Below are 15497 nucleotides of genomic sequence, written 5' to 3'. Positions count from 1 at the left end.
GCCCATGGCGCCGACGTACGAGATCGAGCAGCTCCTGCTGTCCATGCCGAGCACCCGCACGGTCGCGGGCGTCGACGAGGTGGGCAGGGGCGCCTGGGCGGGGCCGGTGACGGTCTGCGCCGTCGTGACCGACCTGTCCGCGCCGCCGCCCGGCCTGACCGACTCCAAGCAGGTCTCGGCCGCCAAACGTGGCCCGCTCGCCGACCAGCTGACCGCGTGGGCGGCCGGCATCGGGTTCGGCGAGGCCGGCCACGCCGAGATCGATGCGGTGGGCATGACCGAGGCGCTGCGCAGGGCCGCCCGCCGGGCACTCGAAGCCCTGCCGGTGCGCCCCGACGCCGTGATCCTCGACGGCAAGCACGACTACATCGGCGCCCCCTGGCCGGTCCGCCTGGAGATCAAGGGCGACGCGGCCAGCGTCTCGGTCGCGGCGGCCTCGGTCCTCGCCAAGGTGCGGCGGGACGCCTACATGGGGACGATCGGGCATGACGAGTACGGCTTCGCGGAGAACGCCGGATACCCCTCGCCCGCGCACCAGGAAGCCCTGGCCCGGCTCGGCCCCACACCGCACCACCGGCTCTCCTGGTCCTACCTGGACGACCTGCCGCGATGGCGGCATCTGAAGCAGGTCAGGGATCCGCTCGTGGGTGAAGGGCAGGCCGCGCTGTTCGGCTGAGCCGTAGGATCGGGGGAGTGCGGATCGGGATCTTCGTCATCGCGGCCTGCTTTCCCGGCCAGGATCCAGGGCAGGTCCTGCGGAACTCGGTGGAGCTGATCGAGGCCGCCGAGGCGGCCGGGTTCCACGACGCCTGGATCGCCGAGCACCACTTCATGTCCTACGGCGTGTGCCCGTCGGCGGTCACGCTGGCCGCCGTGGCGGCGGGGCGGACCAGCCGGATCGGGCTCGGCACGGCGGTCAGCGTGCTGTCCTCGCAACATCCCGTGGCGCTGGCCGAGCAGGCGGCCATGCTCCACCACCTGTCGGGCGGGCGGTTCACGCCCGGCGTCGGCAGGGGCGGCCCGTGGGTCGACCTGGAGGTGTTCGGCACCGGGCTCGACCGGTTCGAGCGGGGGTTCGCCGAGTCGCTCGACCTGCTGGTCGAGGCCCTGTCCGAGGGGCCGGTGGCGGCCGCGGGGGAGTTCTTCCGGTTCAGGGAGGTCGCCCTGGTGCCGGGGGCGCGGCTGCGGCCCGTGGTGGCGTGCACGTCGGGCTCGACGGTGGCGCTGGCGGCCGAGCGCGGGCTGCCGATGTTGCTCGGCATGCACATCGGCGACCGGGACAAGGCCCAGCTGGTCGCCGAGCACGTCGCGGGTGGCGGGAGCCCGGCGGGGCACATGGCGGCCGGGGTGGCCCACGTGGCCGACTCCACGGAGGCGGCCGTCCGGGAGCTGAAGGAGTCGATGCCCGCGTGGCTGGGCCCCGGGCTGGCCGGCTACGTGCCGGTGGACGGCCGGCCGCGCCCCTCGCGGGACGTCACCGCCTACGTCGACCTGCTGACGCGCATCCACCCGGTGGGCTCGCCCGCCCACTGCGCCGAGGTGCTGCTGCGCACGGCCGACAGCACCGGGATCGAGCACGTCATCCTGACCGTGGAGGGCATCGGCGACCACCGGCGGGCCCTGGAGGACGTGCGCCGCATCGGCGCGGAGGTCCTGCCCCTGCTGCGGAGGTGAGGCCGCGGAGACGAGGCCGGGGGCGAGCCGGGACGGCCCGGCTCGCCCGTGGGTTCAGCAGTCGACCAGCTCCGGTTTCTGGTTGAGGATCTGGGCCCGCGGGGTGACGAACTCGTCGAGGGCCTTGGTGGCCGACGGGTCGAAGACGGCGACCCGGTGGCAGTTCTGGAAGGCCAGCCGTACGCCGAAGTGGCGTTCGAGCGCGCCGCGCATCGCGTCGCTCGCCAGACACCGCAGGAGCTGACCGCGGGCCTCCTCGGACGGCGGTGGCACCTGGTTGTCGGCGAACTCGGCTCCGCTCTGCGCGCGCTCGGTGACCAGCTCACTGATCAGCGACCACGCGTAGGGGAGTGAGTCGCGGACGCAGGCGACGAACGCGGCGTCGTCCACGTCTCCGGCTCGGGCCTGGTCCAGCAGATCGTTCGGGACGGTCAGCGACATGCTGTCTCCTCTCGAAGGGGATCGAATCTGACGTTATGTGGGAGAAGGGGGTAGCTCCAGATGCCTGGAGGTGCGGTTTAGGGGCCGTAGACGAAGTCAGGATCGATCTGCTCGGCCAGGTCGGCTCCCGCGCGGGCGTTGGCCCACGCGCGGGCGTTGCGCAGGTGGAACTCCGCGGTCTGGCGGCCGAAGCGCGGCCAGTCCTTCTCCTGCGCGTCGAGGGTCTTGCGCAGGACGGCGAGCGCTTCGGTGTTGGCCGGCTCCAGGTCGTCGAGCGTGAAGTGGCGGCCCTGCTCCATGGCGCGCACCGCCGAGGAGTGCTCCATCCAGGTCAGCAGGTCGTCGCCCACGTGCGCGCGGAGGAACTCCACGTCGGACGGGCCGTGGACCTTGTTGCCGACCACGGCGATCGCGACGTCGTACTTGGCCGCGTGGTCGCGGTACTGCTGGTAGACGCTCACGCCCTGCCTGGTCGGCTCGGCGACGAGGAAGGTCAGGTCGAACCGGGTGAACAGCCCCGAGGCGAAGGAGTCGGAGCCGGCGGTCATGTCGACCACGACGTATTCGCCCTGGCCGTCGACCAGGTGGTTGAGCAGCAGCTCCACCGCGCCGACCTTCGAGTGGTAGCAGGCCACGCCGAGGTCGTCGTCGTCGAACGGGCCCGTGGCCAGCAGGCGCAGGCCGTGAGGGGTGGTCACGGCGTAGTCGAGGGCGGCCAGGTCGTCGAAGCGCAGCAGGCGCGAGCCGCGGCCCGGTGGGGTGGTCTTGACCATGGTCTCGGCCGAGGCGATGCGCGGGTTGTCGCCGCGCAGCAGGTCTTTGATCCCGGTGAGGTGGGCCCCGAGCGGCTCGGGCTGGGAGTCGAGGCCGAGCACCAGGGCCAGGTGCTGGTTGATGTCGGCGTCCATGACGACCACCGGGTCGCCCTGGGCCGCCACGTGCCGCGCGAACAGCGCCGAGATCGTCGTCTTCCCGCTGCCGCCCTTGCCGACGAATGCCACTCTCACGTGCGCTCCTGAAATGACGATGAAAATCGTTTCCGTTGGGCCCGCGCACCATCATGCCACACTCCGTACTCGGGTGATGGCTGTCGGAAAGGTGAGGTTCAGCCGCAGGCGGCGTCCAGGTTGACCGGGGTCTCCGGGTTCTGGGTCGGGGCGGCGGAGTGGTGCGCGCTCGCCGACCGGTTGGCGGGGCGCTCGTCCAGGGTCTCGGAGACCTTGCGCCTGATCAGGTACCAGTCGGGCGTGACGGTGCTGATCAGCGGCGGGACGAAGCTGAGGCTCCGGATCCTGGTGTCCTTCACCTTGTCCGACAGCTCGATCAGGGCGGGCAGCAGGTCCTGGGGCACGTCGCTGGAGATGGCCCGCTTGGTGGCCGCGGCCAGCTTCTCGAAGCTCTTGAGCACGGTCATCGGATCGGCCTGCTTGGCGACCGCGTTGAGCAGGCACTTCTGGCGGCCCATGCGCACGTAGTCGTCGCTGTCGGTGCGGGACCGGCCGTACCAGAGGGCCTCCTCGCCCGACAGTTTGCGGGTGCCCGCGGGCAGCAGGCCCTCGCGGTACCTGCCGTACACGATGGGGTCCTTGACGGTGACCCGGACGCCGCCCATCGCGTCGATGATCTCGGCGAAGCCCTTCATGTCGACCATGGCGTAGTAGCTGACCGGGATGCCGAGGATGTCGCTGACGGTGCGCTTGAGCAGCGACGGGCCGCGCTTGCCCTTGGACACGCCGGGGACCGTCTCCGGGTGGTCCTCGGCGTACTGGAAGATCTCGTTGAGCAGGCCGGGGGTGCTGGGGCCGTCGCCGGTGAAGCCGTAGGGGAAGCGGCTCCTGGCCGGGCCGTGCGGGAGCTGGACCTTCTGCAGGTTGCGCGGCAGGCCGAACAGGGTGGTGGCGCCGGTCTCGGTGTCCACGCTGGCCACGGTCATGCTGTCGGTGCGCACGCCGGGCCGGCCGGGGGCGGCGTCCGCGCCGATCAGCAGGAAGTTGACGCGCTCCGCGCCGTTCCACGGGTCCTGGGCGACGACGGGGGCGCTGCTGGTGGTGGTGGCGAAGACGTGGCTGACGACGTCGCGGGACAGGTAGGCCATGCGGGTGGCGTACGCGGTGGGGGCCAGGACGAGCGCGCAGAGGGCGGCCGCGAGCGTGGTGGTCAGGAAACGTCCGGCGGTGTCGGAGGACTCGGGACGGACGAGCAGGAACGACCGGATGATCACGGCGGTCCACGCGAGCGCGATCCCGACCAGCGCCACGGTGAGCACCGTGAGCCAGCCGGGCTGGACCGCCAGCGACAACAGGCGGGTGCTGAACGCCGTGAACACCGTCAGGACGCCGGCCAGCATCAGCACGTAGGCTGCCATGAGGGCGATGCCCATCCGGTGACGGTGGGTGGCCAGGTGCGCCACCCCCCAGAGCGCGGCCGACGCGACCGTCAGCGCGATGCTCGCTCCTAGCCCGAATTCGCGTTGTTTCCCTGTCATGCCTGGTCAAACCCCCAATGCCAGCCCATCCAAGTCACCATAGTTATTGCGTTGCGGGCCAATTGAGGGTGAAGGGGAAGTGTTTGCTCAATTCCCGGTCAAGACCCACTTGAGATATAACGTGAGAGTGAGCACTCGACACGGTAGCTACGGATTCGACGCGCCGTGGGCCCTCGGCGGACTGCTCTTCGGGGCGATCGTCCTGCTGGCTCTCGCGGCGGTCTCCTTCATGCTGGACATCCCCGCCGCCGGGATCGCCTTCGCCTTCGGCGGGCTCTACACGCTGGCCAGCGCGGCCAGCTACCTCTACACCACGCGCCGGGGCAAGTTCGCCGTCTGGGCCGAGCTGCTGGAGCCGCTCGAAGGCGGTGAACGGGTGCTCGACCTCGGCTGCGGGCGCGGCGCGGTGCTGCTGACCGCCGCCGCCCGGCTCACCTCCGGACGGGCTGCCGGCGTCGACCTGTGGAGCTCGAAGGACCAGTCGGGCAACGCCGCGGCCGTCACCCTGGCCAACGCCGCGGCCGAAGGCGTCGCCGACCGGATCGGCCTGGTCACGGGCGACATGCGCGACCTGCCGTTCGAGGACGGCGCGTTCGACGTCATCGTGTCGAGCCTGGCGATCCACAACATCCCCTCCGCCGAGGGCCGCGAGCGAGCGGTCGGGGAGGCCCATCGGGTGCTGCGGCCCGGCGGGCTCATGCTGATCGCGGACTTCCGGTACGCGCCCGACTACGAGGACGTCCTGCGCGGCCTGGGCGTGATCGACGTCCGCCGGCGCGACCTCGGCGCCCGCCTCTGGTACGGCGGCCCCTGGTTCGGCACCACCCTGGTCGAGGCCAGAAAACCTGCCGTGTAAGAACGTTTGCCGTCCGTTTACCGGGTACCCAGATGCCCTTATGAGCGACGTGGAAACCGGCACGGTAACTACCAAGGTGCCCGCACGGCTGGACCGGCTGCCGTGGTCCCGCTGGCACTGGATGATCGTCATCGGTCTTGGCACGGTATGGGTGCTCGACGGGTTAGAGGTCACCATCGTCGGAAACCTGTCCGGGCAGCTCGCCAAGCCCGGCAGCGGCCTGGACATCACCCAGGCGCAGGTCGCCGGCCTCGCCGCGGCCCTCTACGTGGCCGGGGCCTGCGTGGGGGCGCTGTTCTTCGGCTGGCTGACCGACAGGTTCGGCAGGAAGAAGCTGTTCCTGCTGACGCTCGTGGTCTACCTCGCGGCGACGCTGATGACCGCCCTGTCCTTCGACGCCTGGTGGTTCTTCCTGTTCCGCTTCATGACCGGTTTCGGCATCGGCGGCGAGTACGCGGCCATCAACTCGGCGATCGACGAGCTGATCCCCAGTCACCACCGGGGACGCATCGACATCATCATCAACGGCAGCTACTGGCTCGGCGCGGCGGGCGGCGCCCTGCTGACCGTGCCGCTGCTGAACGACCTGCCGGTCAACATCGGCTGGCGGGTGGCGTTCGGGCTGGGCGTGGTGCTCGGCCTGGCCATCCTCCTGGTCCGCAGGAACGTCCCGGAGAGCCCGCGCTGGCTGTTCATCCACGGCCGCGACCGCGAGGCCGAGCAGATCGTGGACGACATCGAACGCCAGATCGGCCGGGACCTGCCCGAGGCGCGCGAGTCGATGACCATCCACCAGCGTAAGTCGATCGGCTTCCTGAAGATCGCGCACACGATGGTCGCGCTCTACCCCAAGCGCACGGTCCTCGGGTTGTCGCTCTTCATCGGCCAGGCGTTCCTCTACAACGCGATCACCTTCGGGTACGCCCAGATCCTGACCACGTTCTTCAAGATCGACTCGCACACGGGCTACTACTTCGCGATCATCGCGGTCGGCAACTTCCTCGGCCCGCTGCTGCTCGGCAGGCTCTTCGACACCGTCGGCCGGGTCCCCATGATCTCGGCGACCTACATCGGCTCCGGGGTGCTGCTGCTCGGCACCGCCTGGCTGTTCAACCAGGGCGCGCTGACCGCGATGACGCTGACCCTCTGCTGGTCGGTGGTGCTCTTCGTGGCCTCGGCGGGGGCCAGCGCGGCGTACCTGACGGTGAGCGAGATCTTCCCCATGGAGACCAGGGCGATGGCCATCGCGTTCTTCTTCGCCATCGGCACGGCCGCCGGCGGCATCGCCGGGCCGCTCGTGTTCGCCTCGCTGGTCGAGAGCGGCGCGCCGGGCGACACGGCGCTGGCGTTCTCGATCGGCGCGATCGTGATGATCGTCGCGGGGCTGGTCGAGCTGGCCTTCGGGGTCAAGGCCGAGCGCAAGGGCCTGGAGGAGATCGCCGCGCCGCTCACCGCCGCGCGGGCCGCATGACGCGCAGCACCTGGGTGCTGTCGGCCAGGTACAGGTGCGGCACGTCCACGAACACCCGCATCGGCCCGCGCTCCAGTTCCAGGTCGCGGGCCATGGTCGCGTGCACCTCGGCGAGCGGCAGGTAGTTGAGGTAGCTGGTGAAGGCGTTCTGGGAGCGGAAGGTCGCGGTCATGGCGAGCGCGCCGTCCCGGATCCGGAACGCCACGCCGATCAGGCAGGGCACCGCGTCGTACGGCTCGCCGGGGATGGTCAGCGAGATCCACGCGCTCTTGCTGTACGGCTTGACCCGCAGCAGGTCGGCGGCCCAGGCGAGCTGACTCCTGATCCGGGCGCCGTAGCTGTACTTGAACGGCGGCACGATCACGTCCTCGCTGAACTTCCTGCTGTACAGGGCCAGCCGCTCCGCGTCGCCGTACCGCGCGATGATCGGGTCGTCGCCCCGCACCTCGGCGATCTCGAACAGCACGGACGGGGCCTCGATCACGGGGCCGCGGTCGTCGTCGGCGAGCGTGCCCGCCGTCCAGACATGTCGCATCATCCACATCCACGCCTCCCCACATGACGCCCATGACGCAGGGCCGGGCATTCAGGTCTCCTGATCCGGGAACTCGTAGGGGTCGCGCGGGAGCCGGCGCCGCCTGGTCACGTTGCAGCGCACGTAGTAGACGGCGTAGTGGACCAGCGTGACGAGGAGGATGCCGAAGGCGAGCAGGAGCAGGTCGGGCGCCTGCCCGCACAGGCCCGTGAGGCCCACCGTCAGGTAGGTCGAGTTCGCCAGCGCCAGCGTCGTCACGTTGATCCCGGGCCAGGCCAGCGGCGCGTACGTCTCCGGGAAGCGGGGGTCGATCGGCAGGTTCGGGCTCCAGGCGAGCCGGTCCTTGAGCCTGGAGGCGTACAGCAGGCGGAAGTTGTTGATCGCGCGGGCCGTCCTGGCGTGCGCGCCGACCGCCTCGATCAACCGCAGGAACGGCAGCACGCTGAGCACCCCGAACGCCGTGACCAGGGCGAACAGGTACCACGGCACGCGATGCCACTCCGTGAGGCTCTGCGGGTCCACCACCTTGGCGCTGGTCAGGGCGATGGCCGCCAGGAACGGCCCCGACAACAGGCTCATGGCGAGCCTGGTCATCTTCAGCCGTTCTTCCTTCGCGGCCAGGTGGACCGCGTAGATGCCGGTGAAGTCCACGGCGGCGAGCTGGAGGAAGTGACTGGCCTCAAGCCCGTCGTCCCGGATCATCATGCGAGGGGGGGTCTTTCGCATGTGCGCTCCTGTAGTGCGTGACTCCAGTATTAGCGCGATTCGCCGGGTTGTGGAGGCGATTCCTACCAATTGTTCCAACAAATCTCAACTGACGCCCGTCAACTGCGACGACACCTCCGCGACGTGGTCGATGTAGGCCGTCGGGAGGCCGTACAGGAGGGCCGCGATCTCCCTGTCGTGGATCACCGGAAGGGCGGCCAGCGCGTCCGAGGCCAGGCCGCGGCAGAACTCCAGCGTGTTGGCCACCAGGTCGCCCGCGCGCAGCCGGCGCAGCGCCTCCTCCACCTGTTCGTCGCTCATGTCGCGGCCGAGCAGGTCGCCGAGGTCGGTGCCCGACAGGAGCAGCGGCAGGCTGTAGACGCCCTGCCGCAGGTCGTTGCCGGCCGGCTTGCCCAGCTGGGCGCTGGAGGCGGTCAGGTCGAGCAGGTCGTCCAGCACCTGGAAGATCAGCCCGAACTTCTCGCCGTACGCCGCCACGCGCGCCCGGTCCTCGGCGGAGGCCCGCGCGCAGACGGCCGCCACCAGGCAGCCGGCCCGGAACAGCGCGGCGGTCTTGCCGGTGATCGAACGCAGCGCGCTCTCCCTGGTCCTGGCCGGGTTGAACAGGTCGCTCGTCTCCAGGTACTGGCCCTCGGCCAGCTCCACCACGGTGGCCGCGAGCACCTCGGCGACCGGCCTGGACACCGCGGTGATGGCCGCCAGGCCCGCCCTGGCCAGCATGAAGTCGCCGATCACCAGGGCCTTGCCGTCGCCCAGCTCGGCGTTGAGCGTACGGGTGCCGCGCCGCTCGGTCGCCCGGTCCATGAGGTCGTCGTGCACGAGCGAGCCGGCGTGGATCAGCTCGACGCACGCGGCGGCCGTGATCACCCGGCGGTCGGGGGCCTTGCCCAGGGCGAGCGAGGTCGCCAACGTCAGCGCCGGACGCAACCGCTTGCCTCCGGCGCTGACGATCCGCCCGGCGCCCGCGTTGATCCCCGGCAGCGCGGACGAGCCGCTGAGCCGCCTGATCCTGGCCTCGACCCTGCGCAGACCTTGGCTGACGGCGGGGCTGTTCACGAGTTGCTCCATGGGACCAAGCCTGCTCCCGCGCCGCTGTGCCGCTCCTGAGAGACGCTGAGGACGTTCTCAGCCCTTGACCCTGACATCGTGTGAGCGGGTACGACAGGATGTCCCCCGGGCTTAGGAGGTCATCATGGGAATGGCGGAGCGGGTCGAGGCGGTCCTGAACGCCGGCACGGCGCCCAATCTGCACGCGGTCGTGGTCATGCGAGGCGGCGAGGTCGTCGTCGAGCACTACGGCGCGGGCGTCGACCAGCGGATCACCGAGGAGCCCCGGCACGTCGTGTTCGACCGCGACACGCCGCACGACGTGCGGTCGGTCACCAAGAGCGTGGTCGCGCTGCTGTACGGCGTGGCCCTGCGCGACGGGCTGGTGCCGCCGCCGGACGCGAGGCTGGTGGAGCAGTTCCCCGAATATCCGGACCTGGTGGCCGATCCGGGCCGGGCGCACCTCACCGTCGGGCACGCGCTCACCATGACGCTCGGGATCGACTGGAACGAGGACCTGCCGTACACGAGCCCGGCCAACAGCGAGATCGCGATGGAGCTCGCTGCTGACCGGTACCGGTTCGTCCTGGAGCGTCCCGTGGTCGAGGAGGCCGGGAAGCGGTGGCGGTACTGCGGCGGCGCCTCGGCCGTGCTCGGCGGGCTCATCGAGCGGGGCGCCGGCGAACCGCTGGCGGAGTACGCCGCGAAGGCGCTGTTCGAGCCGCTCGGGATCACCCGGACCGAGTGGGTCAAGGGCACGGACGGCGTGGCGATGGCCGCGGCCGGGCTGCGGCTGCGGCCCCTCGACCTGGCCGCGCTCGGCCGGCTGGTGCTCGGCGGCGGGCTGGGCATCGTCCCCGAGCAGTGGGTGCGCGAGATGACGCGGCCCCGCGTGGTCATCGACGGCGACTTCCGCTACGGCTACCAGTGGTACGTGAGCACCGGCGACCGGCCGTGGACCGAGGCCATCGGGAACGGCGGCCAGCGGCTGCTCGTGCTGGCCGGCGAGGAGCTGGTCGTCGCGGTGACGGCCGGCGACTACAACGGGGAGCAGGTCAGCGCCACGGTCGTGCTGGACGCCGTACTCGACCGCTGAGCCGCTCACGGGACCAGCAGGACGCGGCCCGTGACCGCGCGCGACTCCAGGAGGCGGTGGGCCTCGGCCGCCTCGGCCAGCGGCAGGGTCTCGTGGACGACGGCCCGGCTGCGTCCTGAGCCGAGCCGGGCCAGCATCTCGGGATAGTGCGTGCCGAACACCTGGCCGGCCCAGCCGGGGCCGCTGCAGCCGATGACGGTCACGCCGCGGTCCATCAGGTCGGCGGCCGTGACGGCGGCGGGCTCGCCGCTCAGCATGCCGTAGAACAACATCCGCCCGGTGCCGGGCACGAGCCGGTCGAGCACCCGCCGGGCCGACGCGCCGCCGATCGACTCGAAGGCCACGTCGATGTCCGGCAGCGCGTCCGGCCAGCCCGGGTCGCCGTGGTCCAGGGCCTGGTCGGCGCCGAGATCGAGGGCCCGCCGCCGCTTGGCCGGCGAGCCCGCGGTGGCGATCACCCGGGCCGCCCCGAACTCCTCGGCGTGCGCCACCACGTAGCCGCCGACCGCGCTGGTGCCCGCCTCGACCAGCACGGTCTCCCCGCCGCCGAGCCGCGCCCGGTGCAGCAGGGCGAGGGCGATCGCGCCGGGCGCGGCCCCGGCCAGGGCCTCCAGGGGCGTCACGTCCTCGGGTACGGGGCAGGTCATGGCGGCGGGCATGGCCACGTACTCCGCGTAGGCGCCGAGGCCGCCGGTCACCCCCACGCGTACGGTGCCGAGCAGGCCGCCGTCCACGCCCTCGCCCGTCTCGACGACCTCGCCGACCGCCTCCGCGCCGAGCACGACGGGCAGCGGCAGCGGGAACGGCAGCGCGCCCGAGCGGATCTGCGTCTCGGCGTAGCCGACGCCGATCGCCTGCGCGCGGACGAGGACCTGGCCCGCCTCGGGGCGCGGGCGGGGCAGGTCCACCGGCCGCAGGGTCTCCGGGCCGCCGGTCGCGTCGAGCTGGATGGCACGCATGGTTGATCCCGTCTGTATCTGAACCATTGGTCCAGTTAATATATGGACCGCTGGTCAAGTTTGTCCATGGGCAACAATGACCGGATGGAACGTCAAGAGCGGGCCGACGCCGCGCGCAACCGGCGGGCGATCCTGCGGGCGGCGGAGGAACTGCTGCGCCGCCACCCGCCCGACCAGGTCTCCGTCGAGCGGGTGGCGGTGGCCGCCGGCGTGGGCAAGGGCACGGTGTTCCACCGGTTCGGCAGCCGTACGGGCTTGATGCGGGAGCTCATGAGCGAGCGGGCCCGCAAGCTGGACAAGGCGGTGGCCGAGGGCCCGCCGCCGCTCGGCCCCGGGGCGCCGCCCGTCGAGCGGCTGGTCGCCTTCCTGGGCGCGGTGGCCGAGCTGGCGGCGCGCAACGGCAACCTGGTGGCGGCGCACGAGCACGCGGTCGCGACCAGCAGGTCCGAACCCCGCGAGACCAACCCGATCTACGCCGGCTGGCACCGGCACGTCACCGCGCTGATCACCGAGGGTCGCCCCGACGTGGACGCGGACGAGATCGCGCACCTGCTGCTCGGGTCCCTGCACATGGAGCCGATCGCGAGCCGGTTGCGGGCGGGGGACAGCGCGCGGCTGGCCCGCAGCTTCGCCGCCCTCGCCGAAGGTCTGCTCGGCAGGCCCAGCCCTTAGGCGCCCGGCCCCTCGCCGACGACGCCTTCCGGGCCGGGCGGGCGGTCAGAGGGGGAGGGTGGTGGCGGCGGTGTGGAAGGCGGCGACGGCCGCGCGGACCGCCGGGTGGTCGCCGTAGCCGCGGCGGAAGGCGGCCCGCGTGCGGCGGCTCAGGGGCAGGCGGGTCAGCGAGACGCCGTCCGGCGGGGTCAGCGCCGCCAGCCTGGGCACGAGCGCGACGCCCTGACCCGCGGCGGCGAAGGCGAGCACGGTGTCGAAGTCGTCGATGTGGTGCCGGACCCGAGGCTCGAACCCGGCCGCCTGGCAGGCCCTGATCGCCATGGTGTGGCAGAGCGTGCCCGGCTTGCTCATGATCCACGGGTCGTCGCGGGCGTCGAGGACGCGGGCGCGGTCGGTCAGGTACATCGGCTCGGTGAACAGCGGCTCGGTCTCGATGGAGGCGTCGGTGACCGGGGGCACGAAGTCGTACTCGTGCACGAGGGCGACGTCGAGCTCGCCCGCCCGCAGCGCCGCCGAGACGTCGGCGGGGTCGATCTCGGCCACCATCGGCTCCAGCCCCGGACAGTCCGCGGCCAGGCGGGCGAGCGCGGGCGGCAGCAGCACGCGGGTGGCCGTCGGGAACGCGCCGATCCGCAGGGGCCCCGACGGCCCGCCCTGGACGGCGGCGAGCGCGGCCGAGGCGCGTTCGAGCTGCTCCAGGACGGCCTGCGCGTGCTCGACGAGCAGCAGCCCGGCGGGGGTGAGCGTGACCGTGCGCCCGGTGCGTTCCAGCAGCGGCACGCCCGCCTCCCGTTCCAGGGCGCTGAGCTGCTGCGAGACCGCCGAAGGGGTGAACGTGACCGCCTCGGCCACGGCGGTGATCGTGCCGCGCCTGGCCAGCTCGCGGAGCAGGTGGAGCTTGCGAGGGTCGAGCATAAGTTCATCTTAAGCTCGGACGAAGAAATCCGAACTGGACCTAACAGGTCTGCGGGCGGCAGGCTCGAAGCATGCTGAGAGGAATCCACGTACCGCTGGTCACGCCGTTCACGTCGTCGGGGGAGGTGGCCGCCGACGCGGTCGAGAAGCTCGCCCGGCAGATGCTCGACGAGGGCGCAGCCGGTCTGGTGGCGCTGGGGACGACGGCCGAGGTGGCCGCCCTCGACCCCGAGGAGCGGGCCCTGGTGGTCGAGACCTGCGTACGCGTGTGCGCGGAGCGCCGGGCGCTGCTGACCGTCGGCGTGACCGGGAACGACACCCGCACGACCGCCGCGGCGCTGCGTGAGCTGCCCGCCGGGGTGGACGCGGCCCTGGTGACCGTGCCGTACTTCCTGCGGCCCGGCGAGCGCGGCGTGATCGCGCACTTCGAGGCGCTGGCCGAGGCGTCACCAGTGCCGCTGGTGATCTACCACATCCCCTACCGGACCGGGCAGGCCGTGGGCGCCGCGGCGCTGCGGGCGATCGGGGAGCATCCGAACGTCGCGGGCGTCAAGTACGCCGCCGGCGGCATCGACCAGGACACGGTGGACCTGCTCGCGGACCTGCCCGACGGCTTCGAGGTGCTGGGCGGCGACGACGCGTTCGTCTCGCCGCTGCTCGCGCTCGGCGCCTCCGGCGGCATCCTGGCCTCGGCGCACGTGCTGACCCGGAGCTTCGTCGAGCTGGTCGACGCCTGGGTGGCCGGTGACGTGGCCACCGCGCGCCCGCTCGGGCACCGGCTGGCCCAGGTCTCCCGCGCGCTCTTCGCCGAGCCCAACCCGACCGTGATCAAGGGCGTCCTGCACGCCAGGGGCCTGATCCCGACGCCGGACGTGCGGCTGCCGCTGCTGCCCGCCTCCGCCGCCGCGGTGTCACAGGCCGACCTGGTGGCGGTACATCCAGGCCAGTGACTCCTGGCTCGCGCTCCGCTTCAGGAACATCGGCAGCATCAGGTCGCGGAAGACCCGAACGACCGGGCCCGCGGCCTTGCTGTTGCTGATCGTCCTGGAGTAGGCCACCACCCGCTCGACCCTGGGCCGCCGCTCGGCCTCGAACCGCTCGAACGCCGCGCGATGCCCCTTCGCCTCGCGCAGGCACCTGGCCAGCACGATCGCGTCCTCGACGGCCAGCGAGGCGCCCTGGCCGGAGCTGGGCGAGGTGGCGTGGGCGGCGTCCCCGGTGAGCAGGACGCGGCCCCGGTGCCAGACGGGCACCGGCGGCAGGTCGTACACCGGCAGCGCGGGGCCCACGGGGCCGCGGCGGACGAGGTCGGCCGAGGGGTTCGCGTCCCCCTCGAACGCCGCCGCCAGGACGGGCCGCCAGTCCGCGGGCACGTCGCCGAGCCGCCTGGGCAGGTTCGCGAACCACCACGTGTCACCCGACTCGGTCACCGTGCAGCCGAAGAAGGCCCGCTTGCCGAAGACCATGTTGTAGACCCCGGGCTCGCCGCCGAATCCGGCGTTTTCCGTGCTCCTGACGATGCCGCCGAAGCTGTACAGGCCGCTGTAGCGCGGGCCGGGCGCGCCTGGGTCGAGCAGCGAGCGGGTGCGTGAGTGCACGCCGTCGCAGGCGATCAGCAGGTCGCCGGTGGCCGAGGTGCCGTCCTCGAAGGTCGCCACGACCTGGTCGCCGGTGTCGTCGTAGGAGACCAGGCGCCTGCCGTACGCGATGGGGACGCCGCGCCGGGCGGCCTCGTCGCGCAGGGTGCCGTAGAGGTCGGAGCGGAGCACGGTGTGGCTGACCGTGCCGTCGTCGAGGCGCAGGCCGTTGGCCACCTCGCCGAGGCGCTTGCCGGTGCCGCTCCACATGACCATGCGCGGGGTGGGGATGGCCGACGACAGCACCTCGCGGTGGACGCCGAGCACGCGCAGGGCGGCCAGGCCGTTGGAGGCGAGGTTGAGGAACGAGCCGACGTTCTCGGCGCCCCGCGGGTACGCCTCGTGGATCTCGGCGTCGATGCCGGCCGCCTGCAGGGCCATCGCGGTGACGGGCCCGCCGATCCCGCAGCCTATGATCAGAGCCTTCATGCTGGTATCCTTTCGTTCGGCCGAACGAAATATATGAGCATGGGTGGCGGGATGTCCAGGGATATTTCGGAGCATCGAAAGAAATTGTTGGACGAACTGGTCGAGGCAGGCCGGGAGAGCAGCAACGCCGCGGTCATGTACCACAGCGCCATGGGCCAGCGGCTGGGCCTGGGGATGACCGAGGAGAAGACGCTCGACCTGCTCCAACGCCACGGGCCGCTGACCGCGGGGGAGCTGTCCCAGCACACGGGCCTCGCCCCGGCCTCCGTCAGCGGGCTGATCGACCGGCTGGAGGCCAAATGGCTGGTCCGCAGGGTGCGCGACACCAAAGACCGGCGCCGGGTCATCGTCGAGATCAACTGGGAGCGGCTGGCCGGCTTCGGCGAGCTGTTCGAGCCGTTCGTGGCCGCGATGTCCGGCCTGTACGACCGCTACACCGACGACGAACTGGCCCTGATCGTCGACTTCCTCCGGCGCTCCACGGCCCTGCAACGGGCGGCCACCACCGAGCTGCGCGCCGAATAGCCGAAATAGGGGCTGTACATAAGTCCGCC

Annotated in this window: 17 protein-coding genes; 8 read left to right on the top strand and 9 right to left on the bottom strand. The window is 71.7% G+C overall.

What is annotated here, in order from left to right; all coding sequences use genetic code 11:
• The first annotated feature begins 4 nt into the window (after window positions 1-4).
• Together ABZ444_RS12485 and ABZ444_RS12480 are read left to right on the top strand one after the other, a co-directional pair.
• Window positions 5-676 carry a ribonuclease HII gene (locus tag ABZ444_RS12485; protein ID WP_357995058.1) on the top strand — a complete coding sequence of 224 codons (672 nt, stop codon included), beginning with the start codon at window positions 5-7 and terminating at the stop codon, window positions 674-676.
• 17 nt (window positions 677-693) lie between these two features.
• The gene (locus tag ABZ444_RS12480; protein WP_357995056.1) at window positions 694-1674 is read left to right on the top strand and encodes an LLM class flavin-dependent oxidoreductase; all 981 of its coding nucleotides are present in this window, start codon (window positions 694-696) and stop codon (window positions 1672-1674) included.
• A gap of 54 nt (window positions 1675-1728) precedes the next feature.
• On the opposite strand, the gene ABZ444_RS12475 is transcribed toward ABZ444_RS12480, so the two are convergent.
• The 3 genes from ABZ444_RS12475 to ABZ444_RS12465 form a co-directional block, all read right to left on the bottom strand.
• Window positions 1729-2115: an SCO5389 family protein gene (locus tag ABZ444_RS12475; RefSeq protein ID WP_125640462.1), complete on the bottom strand. Its 387-nt coding sequence runs from the start codon at window positions 2113-2115 to the stop codon at window positions 1729-1731.
• A gap of 77 nt (window positions 2116-2192) precedes the next feature.
• Window positions 2193-3122, bottom strand: a complete 930-nt coding sequence (locus tag ABZ444_RS12470; protein WP_357995054.1) for an ATP-binding protein — start codon at window positions 3120-3122, stop codon at window positions 2193-2195.
• Between the two features lie 98 nt (window positions 3123-3220).
• Window positions 3221-4600 (bottom strand): LCP family protein, encoded by a 1380-nt coding sequence (locus ABZ444_RS12465; protein WP_357995052.1) that lies wholly within the window; start codon window positions 4598-4600, stop codon window positions 3221-3223.
• A 127-nt stretch (window positions 4601-4727) separates the two neighbouring features.
• Between ABZ444_RS12465 and ABZ444_RS12460 the strand changes: the two genes are divergently transcribed.
• Complete coding sequence (locus ABZ444_RS12460; RefSeq protein ID WP_357995050.1) at window positions 4728-5456, top strand: class I SAM-dependent methyltransferase; 729 nt, start codon at window positions 4728-4730, stop codon at window positions 5454-5456.
• 40 nt (window positions 5457-5496) lie between these two features.
• A complete protein-coding gene (locus ABZ444_RS12455; protein ID WP_357995048.1) occupies window positions 5497-6927 on the top strand; it encodes an MFS transporter in 1431 nt (476 codons plus the stop codon).
• On the opposite strand, the gene ABZ444_RS12450 is transcribed toward ABZ444_RS12455, so the two are convergent.
• The 3 genes from ABZ444_RS12450 to ABZ444_RS12440 form a co-directional block, all read right to left on the bottom strand.
• Entirely contained in the window at window positions 6905-7465 is a 561-nt protein-coding gene (locus tag ABZ444_RS12450; RefSeq protein ID WP_357995046.1) for a hypothetical protein, read from the bottom strand. The genes ABZ444_RS12455 and ABZ444_RS12450 overlap by 23 nt on opposite strands.
• Window positions 7466-7513: 48 nt before the next feature.
• On the bottom strand, window positions 7514-8188 hold the full coding sequence (locus tag ABZ444_RS12445; protein ID WP_357995044.1) for a hypothetical protein: 675 nt from the start codon (window positions 8186-8188) through the stop codon (window positions 7514-7516).
• A gap of 84 nt (window positions 8189-8272) precedes the next feature.
• The gene (locus ABZ444_RS12440) at window positions 8273-9256 is read right to left on the bottom strand and encodes a polyprenyl synthetase family protein (protein WP_357995042.1); all 984 of its coding nucleotides are present in this window, start codon (window positions 9254-9256) and stop codon (window positions 8273-8275) included.
• A gap of 124 nt (window positions 9257-9380) precedes the next feature.
• Here ABZ444_RS12440 and ABZ444_RS12435 point away from each other — a divergent pair, with 124 nt between their 5' ends.
• Window positions 9381-10331: a serine hydrolase gene (locus tag ABZ444_RS12435; RefSeq protein ID WP_357995040.1), complete on the top strand. Its 951-nt coding sequence runs from the start codon at window positions 9381-9383 to the stop codon at window positions 10329-10331.
• A 5-nt stretch (window positions 10332-10336) separates the two neighbouring features.
• On the opposite strand, the gene ABZ444_RS12430 is transcribed toward ABZ444_RS12435, so the two are convergent.
• Window positions 10337-11290, bottom strand: coding sequence for a zinc-binding dehydrogenase (locus tag ABZ444_RS12430; RefSeq protein WP_357995038.1), 954 nt, complete (start codon window positions 11288-11290; stop codon window positions 10337-10339).
• Between the two features lie 84 nt (window positions 11291-11374).
• Here ABZ444_RS12430 and ABZ444_RS12425 point away from each other — a divergent pair, with 84 nt between their 5' ends.
• Window positions 11375-11962 (top strand): helix-turn-helix domain-containing protein, encoded by a 588-nt coding sequence (locus ABZ444_RS12425; protein ID WP_357995036.1) that lies wholly within the window; start codon window positions 11375-11377, stop codon window positions 11960-11962.
• Between the two features lie 45 nt (window positions 11963-12007).
• Here the strand turns inward: ABZ444_RS12425 and ABZ444_RS12420 are convergent, their stop codons facing one another.
• On the bottom strand, window positions 12008-12877 hold the full coding sequence (locus tag ABZ444_RS12420) for a LysR family transcriptional regulator (protein WP_357995034.1): 870 nt from the start codon (window positions 12875-12877) through the stop codon (window positions 12008-12010).
• 71 nt (window positions 12878-12948) lie between these two features.
• On the opposite strand from ABZ444_RS12420, the gene ABZ444_RS12415 reads away from it, so the two are divergent.
• Window positions 12949-13827 (top strand): 4-hydroxy-tetrahydrodipicolinate synthase, encoded by an 879-nt coding sequence (locus ABZ444_RS12415; protein WP_357995032.1) that lies wholly within the window; start codon window positions 12949-12951, stop codon window positions 13825-13827.
• On the opposite strand, the gene ABZ444_RS12410 is transcribed toward ABZ444_RS12415, so the two are convergent.
• Complete coding sequence (locus tag ABZ444_RS12410) at window positions 13789-14943, bottom strand: FAD-dependent monooxygenase (protein ID WP_357995030.1); 1155 nt, start codon at window positions 14941-14943, stop codon at window positions 13789-13791. The genes ABZ444_RS12415 and ABZ444_RS12410 overlap by 39 nt on opposite strands.
• Before the next feature lie 84 nt (window positions 14944-15027).
• Here ABZ444_RS12410 and ABZ444_RS12405 point away from each other — a divergent pair, with 84 nt between their 5' ends.
• A complete protein-coding gene (locus ABZ444_RS12405) occupies window positions 15028-15468 on the top strand; it encodes a MarR family transcriptional regulator (RefSeq protein ID WP_357995028.1) in 441 nt (146 codons plus the stop codon).
• Window positions 15469-15497 lie beyond the last annotated feature (29 nt).

Source organism: Nonomuraea sp. NPDC005730 (assembly GCF_040630865.1).
Taxonomy (GTDB): domain Bacteria; phylum Actinomycetota; class Actinomycetes; order Streptosporangiales; family Streptosporangiaceae; genus Nonomuraea.
This window is presented reverse-complemented; position numbering and strand designations above follow the sequence as displayed.

Excerpts from the sequence above, each read along its gene's own strand:
- ABZ444_RS12485 (WP_357995058.1), top strand. The coding sequence starts at position 5 with ATGGCGCCGACGTACGAGATCGAGCAGCTCCTGCTGTCCATGCCGAGC.
- ABZ444_RS12475 (WP_125640462.1), bottom strand. The coding sequence starts at position 2,115 with ATGTCGCTGACCGTCCCGAACGATCTGCTGGACCAGGCCCGAGCCGGA.
- ABZ444_RS12465 (WP_357995052.1), bottom strand. The coding sequence starts at position 4,600 with ATGACAGGGAAACAACGCGAATTCGGGCTAGGAGCGAGCATCGCGCTG.
- ABZ444_RS12455 (WP_357995048.1), top strand. The coding sequence starts at position 5,497 with ATGAGCGACGTGGAAACCGGCACGGTAACTACCAAGGTGCCCGCACGG.
- ABZ444_RS12450 (WP_357995046.1), bottom strand. The coding sequence starts at position 7,465 with ATGATGCGACATGTCTGGACGGCGGGCACGCTCGCCGACGACGACCGC.
- ABZ444_RS12445 (WP_357995044.1), bottom strand. The coding sequence starts at position 8,188 with ATGCGAAAGACCCCCCCTCGCATGATGATCCGGGACGACGGGCTTGAG.
- ABZ444_RS12440 (WP_357995042.1), bottom strand. The coding sequence starts at position 9,256 with ATGGAGCAACTCGTGAACAGCCCCGCCGTCAGCCAAGGTCTGCGCAGG.
- ABZ444_RS12435 (WP_357995040.1), top strand. The coding sequence starts at position 9,381 with ATGGGAATGGCGGAGCGGGTCGAGGCGGTCCTGAACGCCGGCACGGCG.
- ABZ444_RS12430 (WP_357995038.1), bottom strand. The coding sequence starts at position 11,290 with ATGCGTGCCATCCAGCTCGACGCGACCGGCGGCCCGGAGACCCTGCGG.
- ABZ444_RS12425 (WP_357995036.1), top strand. The coding sequence starts at position 11,375 with ATGGAACGTCAAGAGCGGGCCGACGCCGCGCGCAACCGGCGGGCGATC.
- ABZ444_RS12420 (WP_357995034.1), bottom strand. The coding sequence starts at position 12,877 with ATGCTCGACCCTCGCAAGCTCCACCTGCTCCGCGAGCTGGCCAGGCGC.
- ABZ444_RS12415 (WP_357995032.1), top strand. The coding sequence starts at position 12,949 with ATGCTGAGAGGAATCCACGTACCGCTGGTCACGCCGTTCACGTCGTCG.
- ABZ444_RS12410 (WP_357995030.1), bottom strand. The coding sequence starts at position 14,943 with ATGAAGGCTCTGATCATAGGCTGCGGGATCGGCGGGCCCGTCACCGCG.